The 25,919-nt window shown below is 72.8% G+C and carries 17 protein-coding genes and 1 pseudogene; 8 read left to right on the forward strand and 10 right to left on the reverse strand.

Going from position 1 to position 25,919, the window contains the following annotated elements; all coding sequences use genetic code 11:
* Position 1 precedes the first annotated feature (1 nt).
* The 5 genes and pseudogenes from IE94_RS0132195 to IE94_RS0132215 form a co-directional block, all read right to left on the reverse strand.
* Positions 2-1,474 (reverse strand): LCP family protein, encoded by a 1,473-nt coding sequence (locus IE94_RS0132195; protein WP_030191448.1) that lies wholly within the window; start codon positions 1,472-1,474, stop codon positions 2-4.
* A gap of 206 nt (positions 1,475-1,680) precedes the next feature.
* Positions 1,681-3,393, reverse strand: coding sequence for an LCP family protein (locus IE94_RS0132200; protein ID WP_030191450.1), 1,713 nt, complete (start codon positions 3,391-3,393; stop codon positions 1,681-1,683).
* A gap of 168 nt (positions 3,394-3,561) precedes the next feature.
* Positions 3,562-5,039 (reverse strand): annotated as a pseudogene (locus IE94_RS36375) (LCP family protein).
* Positions 5,040-5,305: 266 nt separating this feature from the next.
* Positions 5,306-6,496 carry an LCP family protein gene (locus IE94_RS0132210; protein ID WP_030191452.1) on the reverse strand — a complete coding sequence of 397 codons (1,191 nt, stop codon included), beginning with the start codon at positions 6,494-6,496 and terminating at the stop codon, positions 5,306-5,308.
* A gap of 778 nt (positions 6,497-7,274) precedes the next feature.
* Entirely contained in the window at positions 7,275-8,039 is a 765-nt protein-coding gene (locus tag IE94_RS0132215; protein ID WP_030191454.1) for a TIGR03089 family protein, read from the reverse strand.
* Between the two features lie 139 nt (positions 8,040-8,178).
* On the opposite strand from IE94_RS0132215, the gene IE94_RS0132220 reads away from it, so the two are divergent.
* Positions 8,179-9,429 (forward strand): peptidoglycan recognition protein family protein, encoded by a 1,251-nt coding sequence (locus IE94_RS0132220; RefSeq protein ID WP_030191456.1) that lies wholly within the window; start codon positions 8,179-8,181, stop codon positions 9,427-9,429.
* A 75-nt stretch (positions 9,430-9,504) separates the two neighbouring features.
* Positions 9,505-10,590: a mannose-1-phosphate guanylyltransferase gene (gene manB, locus IE94_RS0132225; protein WP_030191458.1), complete on the forward strand. Its 1,086-nt coding sequence runs from the start codon at positions 9,505-9,507 to the stop codon at positions 10,588-10,590.
* 148 nt (positions 10,591-10,738) lie between these two features.
* Here the strand turns inward: manB and IE94_RS0132230 are convergent, their stop codons facing one another.
* From IE94_RS0132230 to IE94_RS0132245, 4 genes are all read right to left on the reverse strand, one after another.
* Positions 10,739-11,719 (reverse strand): DNA-3-methyladenine glycosylase family protein, encoded by a 981-nt coding sequence (locus IE94_RS0132230; RefSeq protein WP_030191460.1) that lies wholly within the window; start codon positions 11,717-11,719, stop codon positions 10,739-10,741.
* Positions 11,720-11,860: 141 nt separating this feature from the next.
* Positions 11,861-13,192 carry a coenzyme F420-0:L-glutamate ligase gene (locus IE94_RS0132235; RefSeq protein WP_030191462.1) on the reverse strand — a complete coding sequence of 444 codons (1,332 nt, stop codon included), beginning with the start codon at positions 13,190-13,192 and terminating at the stop codon, positions 11,861-11,863.
* Complete coding sequence (cofD, locus tag IE94_RS0132240) at positions 13,189-14,148, reverse strand: 2-phospho-L-lactate transferase (RefSeq protein ID WP_030191464.1); 960 nt, start codon at positions 14,146-14,148, stop codon at positions 13,189-13,191. The genes IE94_RS0132235 and cofD overlap by 4 nt, the downstream gene beginning before the upstream one ends.
* 140 nt (positions 14,149-14,288) lie before the next feature.
* Positions 14,289-14,810: a cysteine dioxygenase gene (locus IE94_RS0132245; protein WP_030191466.1), complete on the reverse strand. Its 522-nt coding sequence runs from the start codon at positions 14,808-14,810 to the stop codon at positions 14,289-14,291.
* A 687-nt stretch (positions 14,811-15,497) separates the two neighbouring features.
* Here IE94_RS0132245 and IE94_RS0132250 point away from each other — a divergent pair.
* The 3 genes from IE94_RS0132250 (at position 15,498) to IE94_RS0132260 (ending at position 21,289) form a co-directional block, all read left to right on the forward strand.
* On the forward strand, positions 15,498-15,761 hold the full coding sequence (locus tag IE94_RS0132250; RefSeq protein ID WP_003975777.1) for a WhiB family transcriptional regulator: 264 nt from the start codon (positions 15,498-15,500) through the stop codon (positions 15,759-15,761).
* 189 nt (positions 15,762-15,950) lie between these two features.
* A complete protein-coding gene (locus tag IE94_RS0132255) occupies positions 15,951-19,772 on the forward strand; it encodes a glycosyltransferase family 2 protein (RefSeq protein ID WP_078606648.1) in 3,822 nt (1,273 codons plus the stop codon).
* Positions 19,769-21,289, forward strand: a complete 1,521-nt coding sequence (locus IE94_RS0132260) for a DUF5719 family protein (protein ID WP_030191471.1) — start codon at positions 19,769-19,771, stop codon at positions 21,287-21,289. The genes IE94_RS0132255 and IE94_RS0132260 overlap by 4 nt, the downstream gene beginning before the upstream one ends.
* 27 nt (positions 21,290-21,316) lie before the next feature.
* Here the strand turns inward: IE94_RS0132260 and IE94_RS39630 are convergent, their stop codons facing one another.
* Positions 21,317-21,769 (reverse strand): metallopeptidase family protein, encoded by a 453-nt coding sequence (locus IE94_RS39630; protein ID WP_063829759.1) that lies wholly within the window; start codon positions 21,767-21,769, stop codon positions 21,317-21,319.
* A gap of 294 nt (positions 21,770-22,063) precedes the next feature.
* On the opposite strand from IE94_RS39630, the gene IE94_RS0132270 reads away from it, so the two are divergent.
* The 3 genes from IE94_RS0132270 (at position 22,064) to IE94_RS0132280 (ending at position 25,724) form a co-directional block, all read left to right on the forward strand.
* On the forward strand, positions 22,064-22,483 hold the full coding sequence (locus tag IE94_RS0132270; protein WP_030191476.1) for a DUF3499 domain-containing protein: 420 nt from the start codon (positions 22,064-22,066) through the stop codon (positions 22,481-22,483).
* A 179-nt stretch (positions 22,484-22,662) separates the two neighbouring features.
* Positions 22,663-24,279, forward strand: a complete 1,617-nt coding sequence (locus IE94_RS0132275) for an L-lactate permease (RefSeq protein WP_030191479.1) — start codon at positions 22,663-22,665, stop codon at positions 24,277-24,279.
* An 80-nt stretch (positions 24,280-24,359) separates the two neighbouring features.
* Positions 24,360-25,724 carry a phosphomannomutase/phosphoglucomutase gene (locus IE94_RS0132280; RefSeq protein WP_030191481.1) on the forward strand — a complete coding sequence of 455 codons (1,365 nt, stop codon included), beginning with the start codon at positions 24,360-24,362 and terminating at the stop codon, positions 25,722-25,724.
* Positions 25,725-25,919 lie beyond the last annotated feature (195 nt).

The raw sequence follows: 25,919 nt of genomic DNA on the forward strand, positions 1-25,919 counted from the left end.
GTCAACTTGCGCACTGCTTCTGGTCGGCCGTGGACTCGTTGTCCAGGTCCGGCTTCTTGACGGATGCGGCGTCGAGCTTGACGCCGGCGCCCTTGAAGTCCTTGCCGAGGGTGAGGGTCATGGTGGGCAGGCCCTGGGAGTTGGTGACGCTCTCGCCGGGCTTCATGGCGGCGCCGGACAGGCCGAGGATCTCGGCGAGGGCGCGGGCCTGGTCGGCCTGGTCGACCTCGGTGAAGGAGATGTCGTTCTTGATCATGTCGAAGACCTGGGGGCCCTTCGCCTCGTTCACGACCACCGTCGCCTTGATCTTCTCGGCTGGGTTGTCGACCACCGGCACCGTGGTGAACGTGATGTTCTTCGTCGGCACCTTCTTCAGCTCCAGGGCCATGTCCTTGAGCGTGCCCACCTTGCGGATGGCGGTGTCCACGGTGAGGGCCTCGGTCGCGGCCTCGGCGAGCTTCACCAGCTTGGTGGGGCTGGTGAGGGTGTCGCTGGAGGCCATCTTCCGCATCAGCGAGCCGAGGAACTGCTGCTGCACCTTGATGCGGTCCAGGTCGCCCTCGTTGCCGAAGGCGTGCCGGGTGCGGACGAAGGCGAGGGCCCGCTCGCCCTCGACGGTGGACTCGCCCGCGGGCAGCTTGAGATGGGACTTCGGGTCGTCCACGGCGTGCTCCACGCACACGTCGACGCCGCCGACCGCCGAGGTCAGGGTCTTGACCGCGTTGAAGTCGGCCATCACGAAGTGGTCGGGCTTGATGCCGGTCGTCTCCGTCACCGTGCGCATCGTGCAGCCCGCGTCCCGGCCGAGGTCGCCGAGGCTCTGGTTGAAGCGGACGCCCGAGGAGCCGGGGATCACCTTCTTCGTCCCGTCCTCCTGCGTGGTCTCGCAGTCGGGGATGTTGACGATCAGGTCGCGGGGGATGCTGAGCGCGGTGGCGTTGGAGCGGTCCTCGGCCACGTGCAGCAGGATGTTGGTGTCCGCGTGCCCGACGCTGCCCTTGTCGCCGTAGCCCTCGTTGCCCTCACCGGTGCGCTTGTCGGTGCCGATGATGAGTATGTTGAAGGCCTCGTCCTTCTTGAAGCTGCTGCTTCCGGCGGTGCCGACGTCCGTCGTCGAGACGTTGCCCTCGAGGTGCTTGAGGTAGACGTAGCCCCCCACACCGGCCACGAGGACGACGAAGGCCATGCTGCCGCCGGTCCACAGCAGGACCCGCTTGCCCCGGGACTTCTTCTTCTCCGGCCGGCGTCCGCGCCGCCCGGGCGCCGGAGCCTCGGGCTCCGCCCGGCGCCGCCGCTGGGGCGGCACCTCACGGCCCGGGGTGCTCGTCCGGCGGCCCTGGGTGCGGGGTCCGGGGACGGGCGACTGCGGTGCGGAGGGGGACAGCCGCAGTTCGTATTCACCGGTCCGCGGATTGAGTACCCACTGGTCTGCGGGATCGACGTCGTCTGCCCGCCCACGTCCTTGCGCGTCCACGGTCTCCCAGTCCTCCGTCGGGGGCCACGCGGCACCTTCCCCTGAAGGCGCACGATAAAGAGTCAACAAGTGCACGACGCCAGGGCGGACCTCGTGGCAGGGGGCACTGGAGCGCTCACACTATCCGCCCGGTTCGGCGTCGAACGAAACCGGTGTCACGATCGTCACCCCTACAACAGGGCATTCCCTCCTATTTTCGTGAACTCCTACCATTGATACGGCTTGTAGACATCCATGCACTTGCTCGTGTCCGAGCCGTTGAGGGCGTCGCTCGTCTCCGGCAGGTCCCCGGCCTCGGGCGTCTTCTGCTTCGGGTAGGACGTGCCCTGGCGCCAGTCAGCTCCCACCACGAGAGTGATCCCGGACACGTCGGTGGACTTGCGCACCGCGTCCGCCGGAATCCCCATCGCCTCGGCGACGCGCTGTGCGTCGCCCGCCAGTTCGTCGCTCGGATAGCGCACCACGGTCCGCTCCTCGGAGAGCGCCGCCGAGCCGTCCTTGGCCGCCTTGGCGAAGCCCTTCTCCGCCAGCGCCCCGGCGATCTCACCGGCCCGTCCGGTGACCGGGCCGAGGGTGGCCGAGCGGGTGGCGTTCTGCACCAGGACGCCGATCTCGGCGTCGGCGGCGGGCTCGTCGGAGGGCCGCCGGGCGTCGCCCTGCGCACCGGCGTCGTCCCCGGCGTCGTCCTTGCCGTCGTCCTTGCCCGCGCCCTTCTTCTCCTTCGTGCCCTTGTCGTCGAAGGACACGTCGTCGCGCAGCATCGCCCACATCTTGTCGGCGTCGGTGGCCGGCAGCAGGTGGTTCTTGTCCTCGGGGTCCTCGACGGTGGGGATCGTCGTCATGGTGATGCGGTCCGTGGGCACCGTCTTGAGCTGCGCGCCGAGGTCGTACAGCTTCTTGACGGTGCCGATCTCCTCGGAGACCGTCAGCGACTTCGTGGCGGCCTCGGCCAGGTTCATCAGCCGGCCCGCGTCCGTGAAGACGTTCTGGCCCTTCAGCGTGCGGATCATCGAGTTCATGTACATGTGCTGGGCCCGGGCCCGCAGCGGGTCGCTGCCCCAGGCGTGCCGGGTGCGCAGCCACTGAAGCGCCTGCTCGCCCTGGACCTTGTGCGGGCCGGCCGTCATCTTCAGGCCCGAGCCGCCGGGCACGCCGGGCAGCGGGCGGTCCCACACGTTCTGGTTCGTGCAGACCTCGACGCCGCCGACGGCGTCCGCCATCGAGACCACCCCGGCGAAGTCGATCGTCATCCAGTGGTCGATGTAGACCCCGGTGAGGTTCTCCCAGGTGGCCAGGGTGCAGCCGGCGCCGCCGCGGGCCAGCGAGGTGTTGATGATGGTGTTGGTCGCCGGGAACTTCTGCCCGGTGTCGGGGTCCTCGCAGGCCGGGATGTCGACCCGGGTGTCCCGGGGGATGCTCACCACCGCGGCGCTCTTGCGGTCGGCGGCCAGGTGGATCAGCATCTGCACGTCGGCCAGCGGCGGGTTGTCGCGGTGGTCCTTACCGCCGCCCAGCGCCACGTTGGCGTCGGAGGCGCGGCTGTCGGAGCCCAGCAGCAGGATGTTCAGGGGCGTCTGACCGGCCGCGTTCGGCTCGGCCTTGTGCGCCTTGGAGTCGCCGCTGCTGCGCTCGCCCTTGTCGATGTTGCCGTTCAGATGCTGGTAGTAGAGGTATCCGGCGCCGGCCGTGCCGAGTATCAGCACCGCGAGGGTCGTCGCGGACCACCTCAGCGCCCGGTGCCGGCGCCCCCCGGCGCGCCGCCGCCCGGAGCGTCTGCCCCCGCCGTGGCCGCCCGCGCCGCCCTGCCCGCGCGTGCCCGTACCGCCCTCGTTCCGGCCGCCGCGTCCGGCTCGCCGACCGTGGGCGTGCCGGACGGAGTCGGGTCGCGTTCCCTCCTCGCGCACACTGCTCTGCGTCATGTCCCTCTCCCACCCTCGGACCCGCGAACGTGCTCCCGCACGCGACCTGTTCGCACAGTTGGACGTACGAAGCCCTGTGTTGGCTGTACGGCGCCCGGTGGATTGTTCGCGGTTGGACCCGGTCGCCCGATGGACTCGTCCTGTCAGACGGTCGTGGGGGCCCTCAGGTCACTTCGCGCACTCGACCTTGTCCGCCGTGGACTTCTGGAGGTCCGCCGGTGCCTTCGCCGAAGTGGCGTCGAGCTTGACGCCGGCGCCCTTGAAGTCCTTGCCGAGGGTGAGGGTCATGGCGGGCAGGCCCTGGGAGTTGGTGACGCTCTCGCCGGGCTTCATGGCGGCGCCGGACAGGCCGAGGATCTCGGCGAGGGCGCGGGCCTGGTCGGCCTGGTCTCCTTCTGCTTGACCTCGGTGAAGGAGACGTCGTTCTTGATCAGGTCGAAGACCTGCTGGGCGTCCCCGTCCTTGAGGACGACGGTCACCGGTGTCTTCTCGGCCGGGTTGTCCTTCACCGGGACCGTGGCGAAGGTCAGGTTCTTGGTGTCGAGCTTGCCCAGCTCAAGACCGAGGTCCTTCAGCTTGCCGATGCTCTTCAGCTTGGCGTCGACGGTCAGCGCCTCGGTGCCCGCCTCGGCCAGCTTCACCATCTTGGTCGGGCTGGTGAGCGTGTCGTTGGACTTCAGCTTGCGCATCAGCGAGCCGAGGAACTGCTGCTGGATCTCGATGCGGCTCAGGTCGCCGCCGAAGCCGACCGAGTGCCGGGTGCGGACGAAGGCCAGGGCCTGCTCGCCCTCGACGGTGTGCTTGCCCGCCGGCAGGTTCAGGTGCGAGTCGGGGTCGTTGATGTCCTTCGCCAGACAGACCTCGACGCCGCCGACCGCGGAGGTCAGGGTCTTGACCGCGTTGAAGTCGGCCACCATGAAGTTGTCCGGCGTGACGCCGGTCAGCTCGGTGACGGTCCGCATGGTGCAGCTGGGCGTACGGCCGCTCTGGCCGAGGCTGGTGTTGAAGCGGACGCCGGATGAGCCCGGGATGACCTTGGTGGTCCCGTCCTCCTGGGTGGTCGGGCAGTCGGGGACGTCGACGATCAGGTCGCGGGGGATGCTGAGGGCGGTCGCGTTGGAGCGGTCCTTGGAGACGTGCAGCAGGATCGTGGTGTCGGCGTGGCCGGCGCTGCCCTTGTCGCCGTAGCCGTCGTTGCCGGAGCCGGTGCGCTTGTCCGTGCCGATCAGCAGGATGTTGATCGCCTGGTCCTTGCTGAACCCACCGGTGCTCGCACCGTCGTCGGGCAGGGACTCGATGTTGCCGTTGAGGTGCTGCAAGTAGAGGTACCCGGCGGAGCCCGCGGCGAGGATGACGAACGCCATCGTGCCGCCGGTCCACAGCAGGATCTTCTTGCCCCTCGACTTCTTCTTCGCCGGCCGCCGGCGACCGCGCCGTCCCGGCGGCGGCTCCTCCGGCGTCGCGCGGCGCCTGCGCGGCGCGGGCACCTCGGGGGCGGGTGCCGGCGAGGACCGGCGGGGGGACGGGATCGGTGACTGCGGTGCGGAAGGGGCCAGTCGCAGTTCGTAGTCGCCGGTGTCCGGGTTGAGTACCCACTGGTCTGCGGGGTCGATGCCCTCCGCCTGCCCACGGCCTTGCGCGTCCACGGTTGTCCGAATCCTCCGTCGGGGCCACGCGGCGCCCTCCCCTCCGGGCGCCCGGTCTCGCTCACGTCAGTTCAGTGCGTGGCCAGGGCGGAACTCCGCGGCCGGGCACACCGGATCGCTCACACTAACCGCCCCGTTCGGTGCACGGCGACGGCAGTGACGCATTCCACGAACCTTACAACTGGGCAATCCGGCGCATTTCTCGGACAATTGTCCGCGCGTACGCGCCCGCCTTGCGTACGGGTGGCTTCTTCTTGGAATGGGCTTTACTCGCAGATGTCCTCGTCGGCGGTGTTCCCGCTGAACGTCGGCGCCGGGGAATCGGCGTCACCGGGGTCGCCGGAATTCGCCGTACCGCCCGTCGGGTCCCGCCGGGAAGCCGTGACCGTCACCGGCTCGTCCGTCCGCAGGCGGGCGAACAGCTTCTCGGCGGCGGGCTGCACGAGCTGGTCCCGATTGGCGTCGCCCGCGTACGACTCCCGGGGGACGGTCAGGAATTGCACGCGCTCGGTGGGAATGCCGCGCAGCCCGCGCACCAGGTCGTACAAACCACGCAGATTCGCCAGGTCCGGGTCCGTGGTGAGCGACGACGTGGCGGCGTCCAGAACGGGATACAGCTTCACCGGATTCAGCAGCACGTCATTGCTCTGCACCTTCTTCACGAGGGCGCCCAGAAAGCGCTGCTGCCGGTCCATCCGGTCGGTGTCGCTGCCGTCGCCGAGCGACTTGCGGACCCGGACGTAGCCGAGCGCCTGCTCCCCGTCGAGGGTCACCCGGCCCGCGGGCAGTTTCAGCTTGGCGTCCTTGTCGTCGACCGGTTTGCGCAGGCACACCTCGACGCCGTCGAGCGCGTCGACCATCTCCTTGAAGCCCTCGAAGTCGACGACCACGTGGTGGTCGATCCGGATACCGGTCAGCTTCTCCACCGTACGGATCGAGCACGCCGAACCGCCCGCGGCGAAGGCGTAGTTGAACTGCTGGAACGCCGGTTCGGTGAGTGACCCGTCCGGGCGGTGGCAGCCGGGGACGTTCACCATCAGGTCGCGGGGGAGCGAGACCGCGGTGACGCTGTTCCGGCCCGCGGCCAGGTGCAGCAGGATCGTGGTGTCCGACCGCTCGGTCCCGGAGTCCCGGCCGTAGCGGGCGTTGCCGTCCCCGGCCCGCGAGTCCGACCCGATCAGCAGCACGTTCTGCGCGCCGCGCACCAGCGAGGTGGGCCGCTCCTTCTCGTACCGGGCGAGTTCGGCCGCGGCGGCCTCGTCCGCCGTGATGTTGCCGTTCAGCTTGGCGTACACCGCCCACCCGACGCCCACCGCGCCCCCGGCCAGCGCGACCACCACGATCCCGGCGATCCCCAGCCGCCGCCTGCGCCGCCGCCGCTTCAGCCCGACCCCGCTCGCGGACGCCCCCTGCCCCAGGTCCCCGCGGGAGGCCGCCGTGCCCGCGTCATCACCCACACCTGCCTCCGTCCACACCCGCGCGCTGGTACGACCATGCCCCGGGGGATCGCGGAAGGCAGAACGCAGGTAGGCCGAACGGGGCCCCACCCGCCCGCAAGCGCCGGACGCGCGGGCGGCCCACGGGGCGAGCTGCTGCGGGCGCGCGTGCCGTGTTCGCCGCGAGCTGCTGCGGGCGTGTGTGCCGTGGGGGGCCTTAGGGTGCGTGGGTTGCTCTCGTCGCAGGCTGCGGGCGTGCGGGGCGGCTCGCGGGGCGAGCTGCTGCGGGTATGCGTGCCGTGTCGCCGCGAGCCGCGGCGTGCGTGTCGCAGGTGGCCTTCGGGTGCGTGGGCTGCTCTCGTCGCAGGCCGGGGACGTTCGGGCGGCCCACGGGGCAAGCTGCTGGCGTGCGTGCCGCGCTCCCCGCAAGAAGCTCGGGCGTTCGTGCCGCACGCGACCTCCGGCACCGGGGTTGCTCCCGCGGCAGGCGCTGCGGGCAATTCGTGCCTCCCAGTGCCTGAACGGCCTGGGATGCCCCGTCGGCGTCGGGTCGCGAACCCGCCCCGCGGCGAGACGGACGCCCGGGACGGGGCAATGCCGGGCCACGCGTCCCGCCCCCGCCCGTTCCGTCCCGCCCCCGCGCCGAGACCGACGCTGAGCACGGGTCAGTGTCGAGCCGCTCGTCCTCTCCCGCCCCGCCCCGCCCCGCGCCGAGACCCACGTCGGGGCCCGTGCCGGCACCCGGTCACCGACTCGCCGGCGTCACCCCGACTCCGGTTCACCACCCCCCGGCGAAACCTCACCGCGCCGTCGCCGAAACCCGCTCCGCCTCGATCCGCTGATCCACCACATCCGCTCCGGCCAGCTCCAGATGCCGGCACAGCACCACCGACCCCCCACTCGCCAGCGGCCCGTACAACCCCGCGCTCAGCCCTTCCCACGTGTCGTACGGCAACCCCGACAGAATCCGCGCCCCCGGCCCCGTGAGCCCCAGCCCGGCCGCCTCCGCCCGAGCCCGCTCCACGACCTCCGCCCCGCTGAACTCCCGCCCGGCCACGATCAGCGCCGGCGCCTCCGGGTCCACCGGCACGTACGGCACGAACCGGTCCCCCTGCCCCGGCACCTCCACCGCGTAATCGGCGAAGCCCTCCGGCGGCGCCGGCGCGAACCGGCCCCCCAGCGGTCGCAACGCCAGCGCGATCCGCGCGCCCGAGCACGCCCGCGCCGCCTCCAGCGATTCCGGCTCGGGCCCGCTCACGACCACGTCCGCCGCCCCGGGATCGCCCGCCACGTCGGCGACGACACCCACCGACGCGCACGCCAGCAGCCACACCGCCGTCTGCCAGTGCGCGGGCAGCAGCAGCGCCACGCGGTCGCCGGGCTCTACGGACAGCTCGTCCTGGAGCAGATTCGCGGTCTTGGCCACCCAATTGGCGAAGGTGGCCACGGACAGTTCGACGCGTTCGCCCGTGGCGTCGTCGTAGAAGGTCACCAGGGGGCGTCCCGGGTCCGCGGCGAGCGCGGAACTCAGCAGGTCGGCAGGGGTGCGGTCGGTCGCGTTCACCCGCGCAAGCGTACGCGGGCCGGGCAACGGACACCGAGCGGACGGCGTACCGCACCACCACCGGATCGGACCAAAAAACCCTACGCCCCGTCAGTTCCCCGATGGACATGTTTGTCCGATCATGTCCAGTATCAGGGGCATGCGTGGATTCCTAGCTTCCTCGACCGGTGTCACGTGCGCGGCGGCCCTGGCCCTCCCGCTCGCCCCGCCCGCGGCAGCCGCCACCTCCCCGGCCCCACCCGCGACGAGTCCGACCGCACGGCCCCCGGCGTACGCCCCCGGCGGCACCCAGTCGCTGCCCCTCGCGCCCCTGGCCCGCGACCGTGCCCCCGGTGCGGCCGAGCAGGGCCTGCACCCCCGGCACGTACGGCGCTTCTCGCTCGTCGGCGTCGTCTGGGACAGCCCCGCCGCCGAACTTCACGGCCGCGTCGAGGTCCGTACCCGTGCCACCGCCACCGGCACCTGGTCCGGCTGGCAGCAACTGGAGACGCACAACGCCGAACACGCCGCCGACCCGGGCACCCCGGAGAGCGCCTCGGGCCGCGTCCGCGGCGCCACCGCACCGCTGTGGGTGGGCGAGTCCGACGGCGTCGAGGTGCGGGCACGGGCCGAGAACCAGCCCGGAACCGCCCGGTCCGCCTCCCCGCTCCCCACCGGCCTGCGCCTCGAACTCGTCGACCCCGGCAAGGGCGGCCCAGCGCCGACGAACCGCGCGCGGACCGGGGCGGCACCCTCTGTACTCCCCGCGCTTCCCGCGCTTCCCGCTCGGCAGCGGGCCGAGCCGCACGTCGGCCCCCGCCCGAGCATCACCACGCGCCGCGGCTGGGGCGCCGACGAGAAGCTGCGCGAGAAGGGGTACGTGTACACGAAGAAGGTCAAGACGGCCTTCGTGCACCACTCGGCCACCGGCAACAACTACCGCTGCTCGCAGGCGCCGTCAGTCGTCCGCAGCATCTACCGCTACCACGTCAACAGCATGGGCTGGCGTGATCTCGGCTACAACTTCCTCGTCGACAAGTGCGGACAGATCTACGAGGGCCGGGCCGGAGGCGTGTCCAAGCCGGTGCTGGGCGCCCACACCCTGGGGTTCAACGCCAACAGCATGGGAATCGCCGTGCTCGGCACCTACAGCGCGACGAAGCCGTCGCCGGCGGCGCTGAAGGCGATCGCCCGGCTCACCGCGTGGAAGGTTGGGCTCTACGGCATCAATCCGCGCGGAAAGACATACCTGAAGTCCGGAGGTGGCAACCTCTACCGAAAGGGCAAGAAAGTACGACTGAACGTCATCTCCGGTCATCGTGACGGCTTCGCCACCAACTGCCCCGGCAAGAAGCTCTACGCCAAGCTCGGCACGGCCCGTTCGAAGGCGGCGAAGTACCAGGGCCGCTGAGCGCGGGAACGGTCTGCATACACTGGCCCGCCGAAAGACAGTTCGGCCGGTCCCGGCAGGAAGCAGAGACGACAGGTGACAGAAGCGATCCTCCTGGTCGGCGGCAAGGGCACGCGGCTGCGCCCGCTCACGGTGAACACGCCCAAGCCCATGGTCCGGGCCGCCGGAGTGCCGTTCCTCACGCACCAGCTGGCGCGGGCCAAGGCGGCCGGCGTCGAGCACATCGTGCTGGCGACGAGCTATCTGGCCGAGGTCTTCGAGCCGTACTTCGGCGACGGCTCGGCGCTGGGCCTGCACCTGGAGTACGTCACGGAGGAGGAGCCGCTCGGCACCGGCGGCGCCATCCGCAACGTGGCGTCCCGGCTGCACTCCGGCCCCGACGAACCGGTGCTGATCTTCAACGGCGACATCCTGACGGGCCTCGACATCGGCGCGCTGGTCCGCACCCACGAGACGACGGGCGCGGACGTCTCCCTGCACCTGACGCAGGTGACCGACCCGAGGGCGTACGGCCTGGTCCCCACGGACGACACGGGCAGGGTGCTCGCCTTCCTGGAGAAGCCCCAGACGCCCGAGGAGATCGTCACCGACCAGATCAACGCGGGGGCGTACGTCTTCCGGCGCTCCGTCATCGACACGATCCCGGCGGGGCGCCCGGTCTCGGTCGAGCGCGAGACCTTCCCCGAACTGCTCGCCACCGGCGCGCACCTGCAGGGCATGGTCGACTCCACGTACTGGCTGGACCTGGGCACCCCGGCGGCCTTCGTCCGCGGCTCGGCCGACCTGGTCCTGGGCCGCGCCCCGTCCCCGGCCATACCGGGCCGCTGCGGCGACCGGCTCGTCCTGCCCACGGCACGGGTCGCCCCCGACGCCAAGCTGGCCGGCGGCACGGTGGTCGGCGAGGGCGCCTTCGTGGCGGAGGGGGCGCGCGTCTTCGGCAGCACGATCCTGCCGGGTGCCGTCATCGAGCCGGGTGCCGTCATCACCGACTCCCTCATCGGCACCCGCGCCCGCGTCGGCACCCGCTCGGTCCTCGCCGACACGGTCATCGGCGACGGCGCGGTCATCGGCGCCGACAACGAACTCCGCTCCGGCGCCCGCATCTGGTGCAACGCCCACATCCCCCCGGCGTCCCTGCGCTTCTCCCCGGACGCCTCATAGCCGCGGGCCGCGCAGCTGCGGGGCGGTCGTGCAACCCCGCGTGCCTGAACGGCGTGAGAGGTGTACCCCCGGGGCGGCACGGGTGGGCGCAGCAGCATCCGGCCCGCCCCCCCACACCCACGCGGGTGCCAGGTGACCCCCCGGCCACCTACAGCCGCTCGATCCCCCGCGGAGCCATCCGAGGCGCCCGCCTCTCCGGCACCCGCCCACTCAACAGGACCAACCGCGCCGCCCGATGCCGCTGCCCCGCATAGGGCTCGAGCAACCGCAGCATCTCGGCGTCATCCGCGTACCGGTCCCCACCCAGCGCGAACCCCACGATCCCCGGCAGATGCAGATCGCCCACCGTCACCGCGTCCGGCGCCCCGTGACTGCGCTGCACGGTCTCCGCCGACGTCCACGGCCCGATCCCGGAGACCAGCTCCAGCCGCTCCTGCGCGGCCGCCGGCTCCATCCCCGCCGCCTCCTCCAGCCGCGCGGCGACCCGTACGGCCCGCAGGATCGTCGACGCCCGCTTGTTGTCCACCCCGGCCAGATGCCACTCCCAGGACGGGATCAGCGCCCACGTCCGGGCCGACGGCATCACACACATCCGCCCGGGCGCGGGCCCCGGCGCCGGTTCCCCGAACTTGCGCACCAGCAGCCGCCACGCCTGGTACGCCTCCAGCGTCGTGACCTTCTGCTCCAGGACCGAGGGGATCAGCGACTCCAGCACCAGCCCGGTCCGCGCCAGCCGCAGCCCCGGGCGCCGATGGGCGGTCACCGCCAGCAGCCGGTGCCGCGGCACGAACGCGCACGGGTCGTCCTCGGCGCCCAGCATCCGCGGCAGCTGCTCCAGCAGCCACTCGGCCCCCGGCCCCCAGGCCTCGCCCCGCAGCTCACCGCCGCGCGCGGTGACCCGCAGCGTGCCCGGCCCGGCGGGCGTCCGGCTGGCCCGCCACACCGACCCGTCCGGCATCGTCCGGAACGTCGGATCGCCCGGCCCGCGCCGCAGCGGACCGAGCACCAGCCCCAGGTCCAGCGGCCCGTCCGGCACCCACACCCGTACCCGGCCCGGCGCGGGCGCCTGCCGGGGTATCCCGCCGCGCACAGCGGCGCGCGGGGGCCGGGGAGCGAAACGTCCTGCCACGAGTGAGGTCCTTGGGCGAAGTGGGGAGCGGGGGAGAGCCCTGACGAGAAGAGACGACGAGAAGAGACGAAGAGAAGAGACGACGAGAGGGGAAGGAGAGGGATAGGGCCCCTACGAGGGTAGAGGCCGGGAGCCGAGACCTCACCGCACTTCGATGAACGCCTCCGCGTCCCGCTCCGCCCGGGCTTTCGGCTCCTCGGCCGGATGCCCGACCGCCACCGCCCCCATCGGGTCCCAGTCGCCCGGCAGTCCCAGCACGTCCCGCACGACGTCACGGCAGAACATCGTCGAGGACACCCAGGCGGAACCCAGCCGCTCCCCGGCGAGCGCGACGAGCAGGTTCTGCACGCCCGCGCCGGTGGCGACGACGAACATCTCCCGCTCGGCCCCGTCACGGCGCGCGTCCCCGTAGGTGTGCGAACCGTCCATGACCAGGCAGGGGACGACGAGGTAGGGCGCGTTGCGCAGGACGTCGCCGCGCCGCACGCGCTTGGCGATGGACTCCTCGCTCTTGCCGTCGCGCCGCAGGTCCGCGATCCAGGCGTCCCGCATCGCGTCGAGGAGCCGGGTGCGGGACTCCTCGGACTCCAGGAGCACGAACCGCCACGGCGTCGTGTGGTGCGGCGCGGGCGCGGTCACCGCCGCGGCCACCGCCCGGCGCACGGCGTCGGGGTCGACCGGCTCGTCCGTGAAGGCCCGTACGGTACGCCGCTGTGTGACCGCCTGCCGCACCGCCTCCGAGGTGCCGAGGCGGAACATGTCGTCGCGCGCGCCGCGCACCATCGCCCGCGCGCCCTCGCCGTCGCCCTCGGCGACCACCTGCGGCAGCCCGCGCACGACGGCGACGGGCAGGCCCGCGGCCTTGCCCTTGACCAGGTCGCCCGCGGCGGCCAGCTCGTCGGCCGTGGCGACGACGGTGGCGCTGAGCGGATTGCCGTGCGCGTCCGTGCCGCCGCGCAGGTCGTCGAGGATGCGGACGCCCGCGGCGCCGATCGCCACGTCCGTGAGTCCGGCCCGCCAGGGGCGCCCGAAGGTGTCGGTGACGATGACGCCGACGTCCACGCCGAGCGTGTCGCGCAGTCCCTCGCGGATGCGGCGCGCGGAGGCGTCGGGGTCCTCGGGGAGCAGCAGTACGGTCCCGGCCGGGGTGTTGGAGGCGTCGACGCCGGCCGCGGCCATGACCAGGCCCTGGCGGTTCTCCACGATGCGCAGCGAGCCGCGCCGGGCCACCACCCGTACGGTCTCGGAGTCGATGGCGGCCTCGCGGTCGGCGGCCTCCACGACCCGGCCCTCGGCCTTGGAGACGATCTTGGACGTGACGAGCAGCACGTCCCCGTCGGCCAGGGCGGGCTCGGCGGCCGCGATCAGCTTGGCCAGGTCGTCGCCGGTCCGCACCTCGGGCATCCCGGGCAGGGCCCAGACCCGGTAACCGTCCGGGCGCCCGGAAGCGCCGTCGCGCGTGTGGTCGCTCACGCCTCCCGCACCTCCTCCGCCAGCGTCAGCGCCTCGCGGGCCATCCGCGTCGTGGCGTCGAGGTCGGTCATCATCAGCGGTACGGCGCGGCAGAGGATGCCGGCCGCCTTCACCCGGGTGACGGCGTCCGCGTCGACCGTGTCGACCAGCCAGCCGTCCAGCAGGCCCGAGCCGTAGTGCTCGGCGACCGCGGCGGCCGTGGACTCCACGCCGACCGCGGCGAGCACCTTGTCGGCCATCCCGCGCACGGGCGCGTTGCCGACGATGGGGGACAGGCCGACTACCGGCACCCCGGCGTCGGCGATCGCCTCGCGGATGCCGGGCACGGCCAGGATCGTGCCGACGGAGACGACCGGGTTGGAGGGCGGGAAGAGGATCACGTCGGCCTCGGCGATGGCCTCCAGGACGCCGGGCGCCGGCTTGGCCTGCTCAGCGCCGACCGGCACGACCGCCTCGGCCGGGACGGAGGCGCGCAGGCGTACCCAGTACTCCTGGAAGTGGACCGCCTTGCGCTCCCCGTCCAGCTCGACCGCCACGTGCGTCTCCACGCGGTCGTCGGTCATCGGGATGAGCCGCACGCCGGGCTTCCAGCGGTCGCACAGCGCCTCGGTCACCGCGCTGAGCGGAAAGCCCGCCGTGATCATCTGCGTCCGCACGATGTGCGTGGCGAAGTCGCGGTCGCCGAGGCCGAACCACTCGGGGCCGACGCCGTACGCCGCCAGTTCCTCCTTGAGGTGGAAGGTCTCGTCGGCCCGCCCCCAGCCCTGCTCCTCGTTGATGCCGCCGCCGAGCGTGTACATCACCGTGTCGAGGTCCGGGCAGACCTTGAGCCCGAAGAGGTGGATGTCGTCGCCGGTGTTGCCGATGACCGTGATGTCCGCGTCCGGCGCGGCCTTCTTGAGACCACGCAGGAACCGGGCACCGCCGATGCCGCCTGCCAGAACCACAATGCGCATGGCCCCAGTCTTACAGGCGGGTACGACAGCGGGTCAGCCGATGGACGGGTGGGCCGATGGACGGGTGGGCCGATGGACGGGTCAGTCGACGGACGGGTCAGTCGACGGACGGGTCGGCCGGTAGAAGGCTCGGCCGATCGTCACCGCGCCGGTGCGGCGTCGGCGGCGGCGTCCTCGGGCACGGCGGCGGCCGAGCACTTCGGGGCGTGCATCGGCATCTCGGTCAGGCCCGGGTAGTAGACGTGGAGGCTGACCGCCGGCTCCAGCGTGTCGTTGACCACCTCGTGCACGTACCCCGGCGCGGACACGCGCTGCGTGCCGGTGCCCAACGCGTGCGTGCCGCGTGCCGTGTGCTCGGTGAGGGTGCCCTCCAGGACCGTCCACACGCCCGAGGAGGAGCCGTGGTCGTGGCGTCCGCTGCCCTGTCCCGGCACCCAGGACAGCAGCCAGACCTCGTACCCGGGCCCGGTGCGCAGCCGGTGGTACCAGCGTGTCGTCGCGTCGTACCGGACGAGGGGCTCCCACTGGGAGCGGTCGGCGGCGATGGAGCGGACGAGGCCGGCGAACTCGGCGACGGTGGCCGGGTGCTCGCGCGGGGCCTGGAGGAGGTGGGGGACTTCGAGGATGTCGCCGGCGATCTGGAGGTCGCTGTCGCTGTTCATGGGTGCGGGGGTTCCTCGGCGGAAGAGTGCGGGGGAGCGGAGCGAAGGACGAAGCAACGCCCTGGTGGGGCGGGAACGCGGTAGTCGAGTCGCGTGGAGTCGGGGACAGCCGGAGCGCGGTGGGCTCAACAGCTGGAACAGCGGCAACAGCTACAGCGAGCACGGGCAGCACCGTGGGACCCGGCGGTGCGGGTCGAGGTGGGCGCCAAGTTCGCGAGCATGCCCACTAGGACAGCGGTTCACACCAGCACTGTCAACTCGATGCCCGTTATGTGGGACATGTTTCACCTCATCCGGTTGATCGCGCTGGCGAAAGGTTTGCTCAGACGGCTTCCGGGACACATGGCGCACAAGCCGGGCGCACAACCCCCGTTGCGATCCCGTGATCCGAATGTGATCAGGTTCGCTTCGGCTTGTGTATCGGAACGGGATCGAACGCCAGGGCGTCCTTCCTGGTGCAGGAGTGAATCGGGACGGGTGCCCTGCGGGCCTCTTTGCTATGTCAAGGTTTATGGCGATTTGAACACTTACTGCACGGCCTTGGTTCCGCAGAGTGAATAAGGGGCTCAATAGCAGATCTCGGCTTGACTCGCCCGGAGCAGCACACTTGTAATTTCACTCGTGTCGTTCAGCCGGAATCGGTAACGGCTAGATCACGGGGACGCGAAAGACAGACGAGGGGCGCACATGACCGAGCTGGTGCAGCAACTGCTGGTCGACGACGCGGACGAGGAACTCGGCTGGCAGGAGCGCGCACTGTGCGCCCAGACCGACCCCGAGTCCTTCTTCCCCGAGAAGGGCGGCTCCACCCGCGAGGCCAAGAAGGTCTGCCTCGCCTGTGAGGTCCGCTCCGAATGCCTCGAGTACGCCCTTGCCAACGACGAGCGCTTCGGTATCTGGGGCGGCCTCTCCGAGCGGGAGCGCCGTCGGCTGAAGAAGGCGGCGGTCTGACGGCCGCGGTCTGACGCAGCGGCAGAATCGGTCCGAACAGCGGGAACGGCCCGTCGTCGGTGGGTTGTCCACAGGCGGCGGGCCGCCCCTGTGTCCAGCCGATAGTGTGGGCGCTCGTCCGAGACACCCCGCCGTTTCCCACAGGCGCGGGCGTCCACCGCAGTCCACCGAACCGGGGCCCGTACCTCGATGTCCGTGCAGAGTCACACGGCAGCCCAGCACGACCTCGCTGCCACACCTGAGTTCCCGCGTCACGTGGTGACCGCGGTCCTCGTCGCCCACGACGGAGCCCGCTGGCTGCCCGACGCGCTCGCCGGGCTGCTCGGCCAGGAGCGCCCCGTCCAGTACGCCGTGGCCGCCGACACCGGCAGCGCCGACGACTCCTCCCGGCTGGTCGCCGACGCCCTCGGCGACGACCGCGTGCTCCACCTCGCCCGGCGCACCGGCTTCGGCCAGGCCGTCGAGGAGGCCGCCCGCACCGCCCCCGTCCTCACCCCCGAGGACCTGCCGTATCTGAGGCGGCCCAGCGGCTGGGACCCCGTCACCCGCTCCTGGCGCGACGACGCCTACGACCTGCCGGAGCTCCCCCACGGAGAGCCGGTCCAGTGGCTGTGGCTGCTGCACGACGACTGCGCCCCGGAGCCGGAAGCCCTCGCCCAACTGCTGCGCGTCGTGGACACCGAGTACGAACTCGGCCGCGACGACGTCGCCGTCGTGGGCCCCAAGCTCCGCGGCTGGTACGACCGCCGGCAGCTGCTGGAGGTCGGCGTCTCCATCGCCAACTCCGGTCGCCGCTGGACCGGTCTGGACCGTCGCGAACAGGACCAGGGCCAGCACGACCACGTCAGGAGCGTGCTGTCGGTGTCCACCGCCGGCATGCTGATCCGGCGCGACGTCTTCGAGCGGCTCGGCGGATTCGACCGCCGGCTGCCCCTGATGCGCGACGACGTCGACCTGTGCTGGCGCGCGCACGCCGCCGGACTGCGCGTCCTCGTCGCCCCCGAGGCGGTCGTCCGCCACGCCGAGGCGGCCTCGCGCGAACGCCGCGCCGTCGACTGCGCGGGCCGCACCACCGCCTCACCGCACAAGGTGGACAAGGCCGGCGCCGTCCACACCCTCCTGGTCAATGTCCGCACCGCCGCCCTGCCCTGGGTACTGCTGCGCGTCGTCCTCGGCACCCTGCTGCGCACCGTCGCCTACCTCGTCGGCAAGGTCCCCGGACAGGCCCTCGACGAGATCCGCGGCCTGCTGGGCGTTCTGCTGCGCCCCGAGCGGATCATCGCGGGCCGACGCGAACGCGGCAGCCCGCAGGTCGAGAAGGACGAGCTGCGGCCCCTCTTCCCGCCCCCCGGCGCGACCATCCGCGCGACGGTCGAGCAGGTCGCGGGCGACCTCTTCGGCAGCTCCGACGCCGAGGCCGCCGCGGGTGCCGGACGGCACGGCGGCGGCATCGAGTCCGGACCCGGCGGCGACGACGCCGACTTCCTGGAGATCGAGCAGTTCGCCCGCCTCAAGCGCATCGCCCGCAAGCCCGGACCGGTGCTCTTCCTGGTGCTGCTGCTCGTCTCCCTGGCCGCCTGCCGCGCGCTCCTCGGCAGCGGCGCCCTGTCCGGCGGCGCGCTGCTGCCCGCACCGGCCGGCGCGGGCGAGCTGTGGTCGCGGTACGCGGACGCCTGGCACACGGTCGGCACCGGCGGCACCGCGTCCGCGCCGCCCTATCTCGCGCTCGTCGCCACGCTCGCCTCCGTGCTGCTCGGCTCCACCGGACTCGCCGTCACCCTGCTGCTGGTCTGCTCGGTGCCCCTGGCCGGCGCCACCGCGTACTTCGCCTCCCGCCCGCTGGTCCCGTCCCGGCTGCTGCGCGCCTGGGCCGCGGTCGCCTACGCCTTCCTGCCCGCCGCCACCGGCGCGCTCGCCGGAGGGCGCATCGGCACCGCCGTCCTCGCCGTGCTGCTGCCGCTCATCGCGCGCGCGGGCGTCGCGGCGGCCGGCCTGACGAGCTCCTCCGGTGCCCGTGGCAGCTGGCGCGCCACCTGGGCGTACGCCCTGCTGCTGACCATCACCACCGCCTTCACGCCCGTCGTGTGGCCGGTCGCACTGGTCCTCGGCCTCGGCGTCCTGGCCCTGCGCCGCGGCGAGATCACGGCGTACGGGCCGCGCTTCCTCGCCCAGCTCGGCACCCCGCTGCTGCTGCTCGCCCCTTGGTCGCTGTCGCTGCTGCCGTTCGGCTTCTTCGACGAGGCCGGGCTCGACTACGGCGCCTCGGCCGCCTCCGCCCTCGACCTGCTCGGCGCCAGCCCCGGCGGCCCCGGCACGGTGGGCGGGCTCTTCCTCGTCGGCGTCGTGCTGGCCGCGCTGGCCGCCCTGCTGCGCCCCGAGCGGCAGTTGGGCATCCGGACGGCCTGGGCGGTCGCCCTGGTCGCCCTCGTCTTCGCCGTCCTGTCCAACCAGTCGGCCTGGGCCGGACCCGCCACCCTCGTCTACGGCATCGCGCTGCTGTCCGCCGCGACCCTCGGCGCCGACGGCGCGCGCTTCCGGGTGGCCGAGCAGAGCTTCGGCTGGCGCCAGCCCGTCGCCGCCCTGATCGCCCTCGCCTCGGCCCTCGGGCCGCTGATCGCCGCCGCCGGCTGGATGATCGGCGGCGCCGACGGCCCCGTGGAGCGACGCGACCCCGTCCAGGTGCCCGCGTTCGTCGCCGAGGAGAGCCACACCCGCGACCAGGCCCGCACCCTCGTCCTCGACAGCGACTCCGCCGCGCACGTGGGCTACATGCTGGTCCGCGGCTCCGGCGCCCGCCTCGGCGACGGCGAACTGGCCTCCGGGGACGGCGGCAACAGCACCCTCGACAAGGTCGTCGCCAACCTCGTGGCCGGCTCCGGCGCCGACCAGGCCGACCAGCTCGGCGGGTTCGCCGTGCGCTACGTGCTCGTGCACAAGGGCGCGCCCCGCGAGGTCACCCGTGTCCTGGACGCCACGCCCGGACTGAGCAGGCTCAGCCAGCAGGACGGCAGCGGACTGTGGCGGGTGGACCAGGAGGTCGCGCGCGCGACCATCGTGTCCGGCGGCGAGTCCGGTGCCGGGGCGTCCGGCGGCGGCGAGCCCGAGCCCGTGGCGGCCGGGCCCGTGGAGATCCACACCGACATCAAGGCGGGCCCCGAGGGCCGTGTGCTGCGCCTCGCCGACACCGCCGCCGAGGGCTGGACCGCCACGCTGGACGGCAAGCCGCTCACCCGCACCACGGTCGACGGCTGGGCCCAGGGCTTCGAACTCCCCGCCTCCGGCGGCCGGCTGGACGTCACCTACGACGATCCGTTCACGCACACGGCCTGGCTGTGGGCCCAAGGGCTCCTCGCCGTCGTCCTGGTCGTCCTCGCCCTGCCCGGCAGGCGCCGCGACGTCGACGACGACCTGCCCGACGAAGCGCTCGTCCCCGCCCAGCCCGTCGAGGGCGAAGGGCGCCGGGCACGGCGACTGCGGGCCCAGGCCGAGGCCGAGGCAGCGGCGGACACACCGGCGGACCCGGGCCCCGAGGCCGCGGGGGACGCCCCCGAGGTGCCCGAGCCGCCCGCGACGGCACCGGTGCCGGTCCCGCAGCAGCCGGGGTACGGGGAATGGGACGCGACGGCGTACACCGGCGCCGAGTACGCCTCGTACGACGGCGGCTACGGCGGCGAGCAGTACCAGGGCGCTCAGCAGTACGACCCGGGCGCGTACGGACAGCAGCCGTACCAGGCGGCGGACCCGTACCCGTCGGACGCCTACCAGGGCGGCCAGGGCGGGCACGGCGGGCACGGCGGGCACGACGGCCAGGGCGCACCCTACGGAGCGGGCCAGTACGACCCCTACGCCTACGGAGATCCGACGCAGGCTCAGGAGGGCGGCTACGACGCCGCCTTCGACCAGGCGTACGGCCAGGGCGGCTACGACACGCCGTACGACCCTTCCCAGCACCAGCAGCCCCAGCAGCCGCACGGCACGGGCAGTGAGCGTCCCGACGGGAGCCAGCAGTGAAGCGCACGACCCTGTCCCTGATCGCCTGTGCGACGGTGCTCGCCGCGGTCACCGGTTTCGCGGCGGTGTCCGCCCCGGACGGCTCGGGCACGGACAGCGCTCCACCGGCCGCCCGGCTGCCCGTGGAGCGCACCAGCCTGCTGTGCCCGGCGCCCAGCACCTCCGACCTCGCCGAGACCGCCTACACGTCCTTCACGCCCGTCACGAAGGGCGCCGACGCGAAGGGCGGCGCGACGCTCACCGCGGCGGAGTCGGCCGACGCCACCGAGGACGGCAAGGGCGGCGGCACAACCGAGGAGAAGGGCGACAAGGGCGAGAAGGCGGGGAAGCCGGTCCTCCAGCCCAAGGCGCCCGGCACGCCCGTCGCCGGGGACACGAGTGGCGCCGACACACCCGCGCTGATCGGCACCGCCGAGGGCGCCCCCGCGCCGGGCTGGACGGTGCAGCAGACCACGGAGGTCGCCGCCGGGACGGGCCGCGGCCTGCAGGGTGTCAACTGCGCCGCCCCGGACACGGAGTTCTGGTTCCCGGGCGCCAGCACGGCGACCGGCCGCACCGACTACGTCCACCTGACGAACCCGGACGACTCGGCGGCCGTCGTGGACATCGAGCTGTACGGCAAGGACGGCGCCCTGAAGTCCACGGTGGGGGAGGGGGTCACGGTGCCGCCGCACGCCAGTGAGTCCCTGCTGCTGTCCACGCTCAGCGACGTGAAGGAGACCGACCTGACCGTGCACGTCGGCGTGCGCAGCGGACGGCTCGGCGCCGCGGTGCAGGCCCTGGACGACAAGACCGGCGGCGACTGGCTGACCGCGTCCGCCGACCCGGCGAGCGACCTCGTGCTGCCGGGCATCCCGAAGGACGCCACCGCCGTGCGCCTGGTGCTGTTCACGCCCGGCGGCACCGACGCCGACCTGAAGGTGCGACTCGCCTCGCCGTCCGGGCTCATCACGCCCGCCGGTCACGAGACGGTGCACGTCAAGGCCGGTATGACGACCGGCGTCGACCTCGGCGAGGTCACCCGCGGCGAGGCGGGCTCGCTGGTGCTGACCCCGACGGACCGGTCCGTGCCGGTCGTGGCCGCGGTGCGGGTCGTGCGGGGCAAGGGCGACGAGCAGGAGTCCGCGTTCGTTCCGGCCTCCGACCCGGTCGGTGCGCGGGCGACGGTCGTGGACAACCGCGCCAAGAGCACGACCCTGGCCCTGACCGCGTCCGGGGAGGCCGCGCAGGTCAAGGTCACGGCGTCGGCGGGCACCGAGGGCGGCACGCCGGCGACCAAGACGTACACCATCAAGGCCGGCACGACGCAGAACGTCGACGCACCGGTCCCCGCCGGACTCAAGGGCTCCTACGCGCTGACCGTCGAGACGGTCTCGGGCGGCCCCGTCCACGCGTCCCGCGTCCTGACGGGGTCGGACGAGGACGTGGCGGCCTTCACCGTCCAGACCCTCCCCGACGACCGCGGCACGGTCTCGGTGCCGAACGCGGAGGAGGACCTCTCGGTCCTGCAGAAGTAGTGGCCGGGGCGCCCGGGCCCCCGCCGCTCAGTCCTCCCCGTACCGGGGATCCACCGTCTCCGGTGTCAGTCCCAGCAGCTCCGCGACCTGTTCGACGACGACCTCGTGCACCAGCAGCGCGCGCTCGTCCCGCCCCTTGGTCCGGATCTCCACCGGTCGCCGGTACACCACGACCCGCCCGCGCCGCCCGTCGCGCGAGGGCACCGTGCCCCCGAGCGGGACCGCCTCGTCGTTCCACGCCTCTCCGGCCGCGGGCGGGCGCGGCACGTCGAGGACGAGGAAGTCGATGTCGGCGAGCTGCGGCCAGCGCCGCTCCAGGCGCTCCACGGAGTCCTGCACCAGGTCCGCGAACACCTCGCCGCGGCTCGCGGCGAGCGGCACCTGCGGGGGCGCGACCGGGCCGCGCATGCCCCGACCGTGGCGATCACGACGGCGGGGTCCTGGGCGGCCGGTATCACGGGGCGTCACGGGGTTGTCCATCACTGGTGAAGGGTAGTCCCCGCCGGGGCGGCGTGCCCGGCCGCGCGCGCACCGCGGGCGGCGTGGCGGCGGCCCGCTCCGCTTGTCGCAGGATGACCATTCCAGCCAAGGTTGGGCTCAATTCCGTATCTCTCCGCGACCGTGGAACTCAAGGCAAATGTCATTGTTTGTATCGGGTCATGACCGCCTGCCAGGTCGCGCGGGCCCCTGGGTGTGGGTGTCCGCGCAGGTCACAGGGGCCTGTTCCGGAGGGTGCGCAGGCCGTTTCACGCCACGACACGGGGGTGTGACCCGGTGGAGAGTCGTCGCGGCCCGCTCAAGAGTGCGGTACCGTCCAACATCGTGAGCCCTGTACGTCGCTGTTCGCGCACCGCCTGCGGCCGTCCCGCCGTCGCGACGCTGACGTACGTCTACGCCGACTCGACCGCGGTCCTCGGCCCGCTCGCCACCTACGCCGAACCCCACTGCTACGACCTGTGCGCCGAGCACTCCGAGCGCCTCACCGCCCCCCGCGGCTGGGAGGTCGTCCGCCTGCTCGACGGATCCGCCCCGGCCCGTCCCACCGGCGACGACCTGGAGGCGCTCGCCAACGCGGTGCGCGAGGCGGCCCGGCCCCAGGAGCGGGCGGCCGAGGCCGGGGGTGCGCGGAGTGCCGACCCGATGGAGGTCGCGCGCCGCGGCCACCTGCGCGTGCTGCGCTCGCCGGACAACTGAGCCCCGCGCGACGGGTTTCTCGCCTTTCTCGTCTTCCCTCCTCGTCTTCCCTCCTTTCACTCGGGTGTCCCCGGTCGCGTCCGTTCCCGCACACCCATTGACGCCTTGTTGTCGCGGACACGACCATTCCGGAAGCCGCGATAAATCGCTTTCGCATGACGGAATCCGGGGAGGCGTGCGTGTACGTGCAGGAGCTGGAACCCGTCGCCGGTTCGCTCGGCCTGTCGGCCCTGGTGGCGGCCCTGCCACTGGTGATCGTCCTCGTCCTGCTGGGCGGCGTGCGCATGAAGGCGCACCTGGCGGGCCTCATCGGCCTGCTGGCCGCCGTACTGGTCGCCCGGCTCGCCTACGGCATGCCGCTGGACCAGACGGCCTCCAGCGCCGTCCAGGGCGCGGTTTTCGGCCTCTTCCCCATCCTGTGGATCGTCGTGAACGCCCTGTGGGTCTACCGGATGACGGTCCGAACCCGGCACTTCGACATCCTGCGCCGCTCCTTCGGCCGCCTGTCCGACGACCCCCGCATCCAGGCCCTCGTCGTCGCCTTCTGCTTCGGCGCCCTGCTGGAGGCCCTCGCCGGGTTCGGGGCACCCGTCGCGATCTGCTCGGTCATGCTCGTCGCCCTCGGCTTCGACCCCGTGCGCGCCGCGGTCGTCTCCCTGGTCGCCAACACCGCGCCGGTCGCCTTCGGCGCGATGGGCACCCCGGTGGTGACGCTGGCCCAGGTCACCGGGCTGCCCCTGGACGACGTCGCCTCCGTCGTGGGCCGCCAGACGCCCCTGCTGGCCCTCGTCGTACCGCTGCTCCTCGTCGCCCTGGTGGACGGCCGGCGCGGACTGCGCGAGACCTGGATCCCCGCGCTGGCCTGCGGGGTCGCCTTCGCCGTCGCCCAGTTCGCCGCCTCCAACCACGTCTCCGCCCAGCTCGCCGACATCGCCGCCGCCCTGATCGGCGCGGGCGCCCTGGTCGCCGTACCGCACTCCCGTCGGCCCGCCGCCGAGCCCGTACGGGCGTCCGTGCTGACCGGCGTGCGCAGCGAGGAACTGGACGAGGCGGACTCCGCGCGGGAGGTGGTGCGGGCCTACGCGCCGTACGCGCTGATCGTCGCCGTCTTCTCCGTCGCGCAGATCCCGGCCGTCAAGGACTGGCTGGCGAAGGCCACTCAGACCTACGACTGGCCGTTCCTCGACGTGCTCGACCCCGAGGGCAAGCCGGTCGGCGGCAACGTCTTCTCCTGGCCGATCGTCTCCACCGGCGGCACGCTCGTGCTGTTCGCCGGGCTGGCCACGGCCGTCGTGCTCGGCGTGCACGCGCGCGTGGCGGTCACGGAGTGGCTCGCGACCGTGCGCGAACTGCGGTTCGCGATCCTCACCGTCACCTCGGTCCTCGCCCTCGCCTACGTCATGAACCTCTCCGGACAGGCCGCCACCATCGGCCACTTCGTCGCCGCGGCCGGCGCCGGGCTCGCCTTCCTCTCCCCGGTGCTCGGCTGGTTCGGCGTCGCCGTCTCCGGCTCCGACACCTCCGCCAACGCCCTCTTCGGCGCCCTCCAGGTGACCGCCGCGCGGGAGTCCGGCCTCTCGCCCGAGCTGCTGGCCGCCGCCAACAGCTCCGGCGGCGTCCTCGGCAAGATGATCTCCCCGCAGAACCTCACCATCGCCTGCGCCGCCGTCGGACTCGCGGGCCGCGAAGGCGACCTGCTGCGCAAGGTGCTGCCCTGGAGCCTCGGCCTCCTGCTGATCATGTGCCTGATCGTGGTCGGGCAGTCCACCGCCGTCCTGGGCTGGATGCTGCCCTGACCTGAGGGAACCTTCCGGGCGGCCCGCCGGTCCCTACGGGTAGTTTGTGGGCTCCGACAGGACTTTCAGGAAGGTTGGCCGTGGCTGCTGATCTGTCGCAGATCGTGAAGGCGTACGACGTGCGCGGTGTCGTCCCGGACCAGTGGGACGAGTCGCTGGCCGAGCTGTTCGGCGCGGCCTTCGTCGAGCTGACCGGCGCGGACGCCGTCGTCGTCGGCCACGACATGCGGCCCTCGTCCCCCGGCCTGTCCGGCGCCTTCGCGCGCGGTGCGGCGGCCCGCGGCGCCGACGTGACCGAGATCGGCCTGTGCTCCACCGACCAGCTGTACTACGCCTCCGGCGCGCTCGGCCTGCCGGGCGCCATGTTCACGGCCTCGCACAACCCCGCGCGCTACAACGGCATCAAACTGTGCCGCGCGGGCGCCGCCCCGGTCGGCCAGGACACCGGCCTCACCGAGATCCGCGCCCTGGTGGAGGGCTGGAGCGACACCGGCGCCCCGGAGCCCGCGTCCCGTCCGGGCACGGTGACCCGGCGCGACACGCTCGCCGACTACGCGGCCCACCTGCGTTCCCTCGTCGACCTCACCGGCATCCGGCCCCTCAGGGTCGTCGTCGACGCGGGCAACGGCATGGGCGGTCACACCGTCCCCACGGTCTTCGCCGGCCTGCCCCTCGACCTCGTGCCGATGTACTTCGAACTGGACGGCACCTTCCCCAACCACGAGGCCAACCCGCTCGACCCGGCCAACCTCGTCGACCTCCAGCGGCGCGTCCGCGAGGAGGGCGCCGACCTCGGCCTCGCCTTCGACGGCGACGCCGACCGCTGCTTCGTCGTCGACCAGAACGGCGACCCGGTCTCCCCGTCCGCGGTCACCGCCCTCGTGGCCGCCCGCGAACTGGCCCGCAACGGCGGCACGGGCACGGTCATCCACAACCTGATCACCTCCTGGTCCGTCCCTGAGGTCGTGCGGGAGAACGGCGGCACACCGGCACGCACGCGCGTGGGCCACTCCTTCATCAAGGCCGAGATGGCCAGGACCGGCGCCATCTTCGGCGGCGAGCACTCCGCGCACTACTACTTCCGCGACTTCTGGAACGCCGACACCGGCATGCTGGCCGCGCTCCACGTCCTCGCCGCCCTCGGCGAGCAGGACGGCCCGCTGTCCGCCCTGGTCGCCGCGTACGACCGCTACAGCGGCTCCGGCGAGATCAACTCCACCGTCGACGACCAGCAGGCCCGCCTCGCCGCGATCCGGGCCGCGTACGAGGGCCGCGAGGACGTCACCGTGGACGACCTGGACGGCCTCACCGTCACTTCCGGCGACTGGTGGTTCAACGTCCGCCCCTCCAACACCGAGCCGCTGCTCCGCCTGAACGCGGAGGCCCGCGACGAGGCGACGATGACGAAGGTGCGGGACGAGGCGCTGGCGATCATCCGGGCCTAGCCGCCGTTCGGCGGACCGCAGTGCCGCCCCTCCCGCCGCCGCTGCGGGCGGTGGGGGCACCTCCCGTTCGACCGAAGCCGGGAGTGGGGAGGCACCCCGTGGGCGCCGGGCCGCGCGCCCTCCAGCACCAACGCCGGTTTCATCATGGGGCACCCGCACGGGTCTCGCCCCGGCGGTACCCTGACCAGCACATCC

This window comes from Streptomyces violaceorubidus (genome assembly GCF_000717995.1).
In the GTDB taxonomy this organism is placed as follows: domain Bacteria; phylum Actinomycetota; class Actinomycetes; order Streptomycetales; family Streptomycetaceae; genus Streptomyces; species Streptomyces violaceorubidus.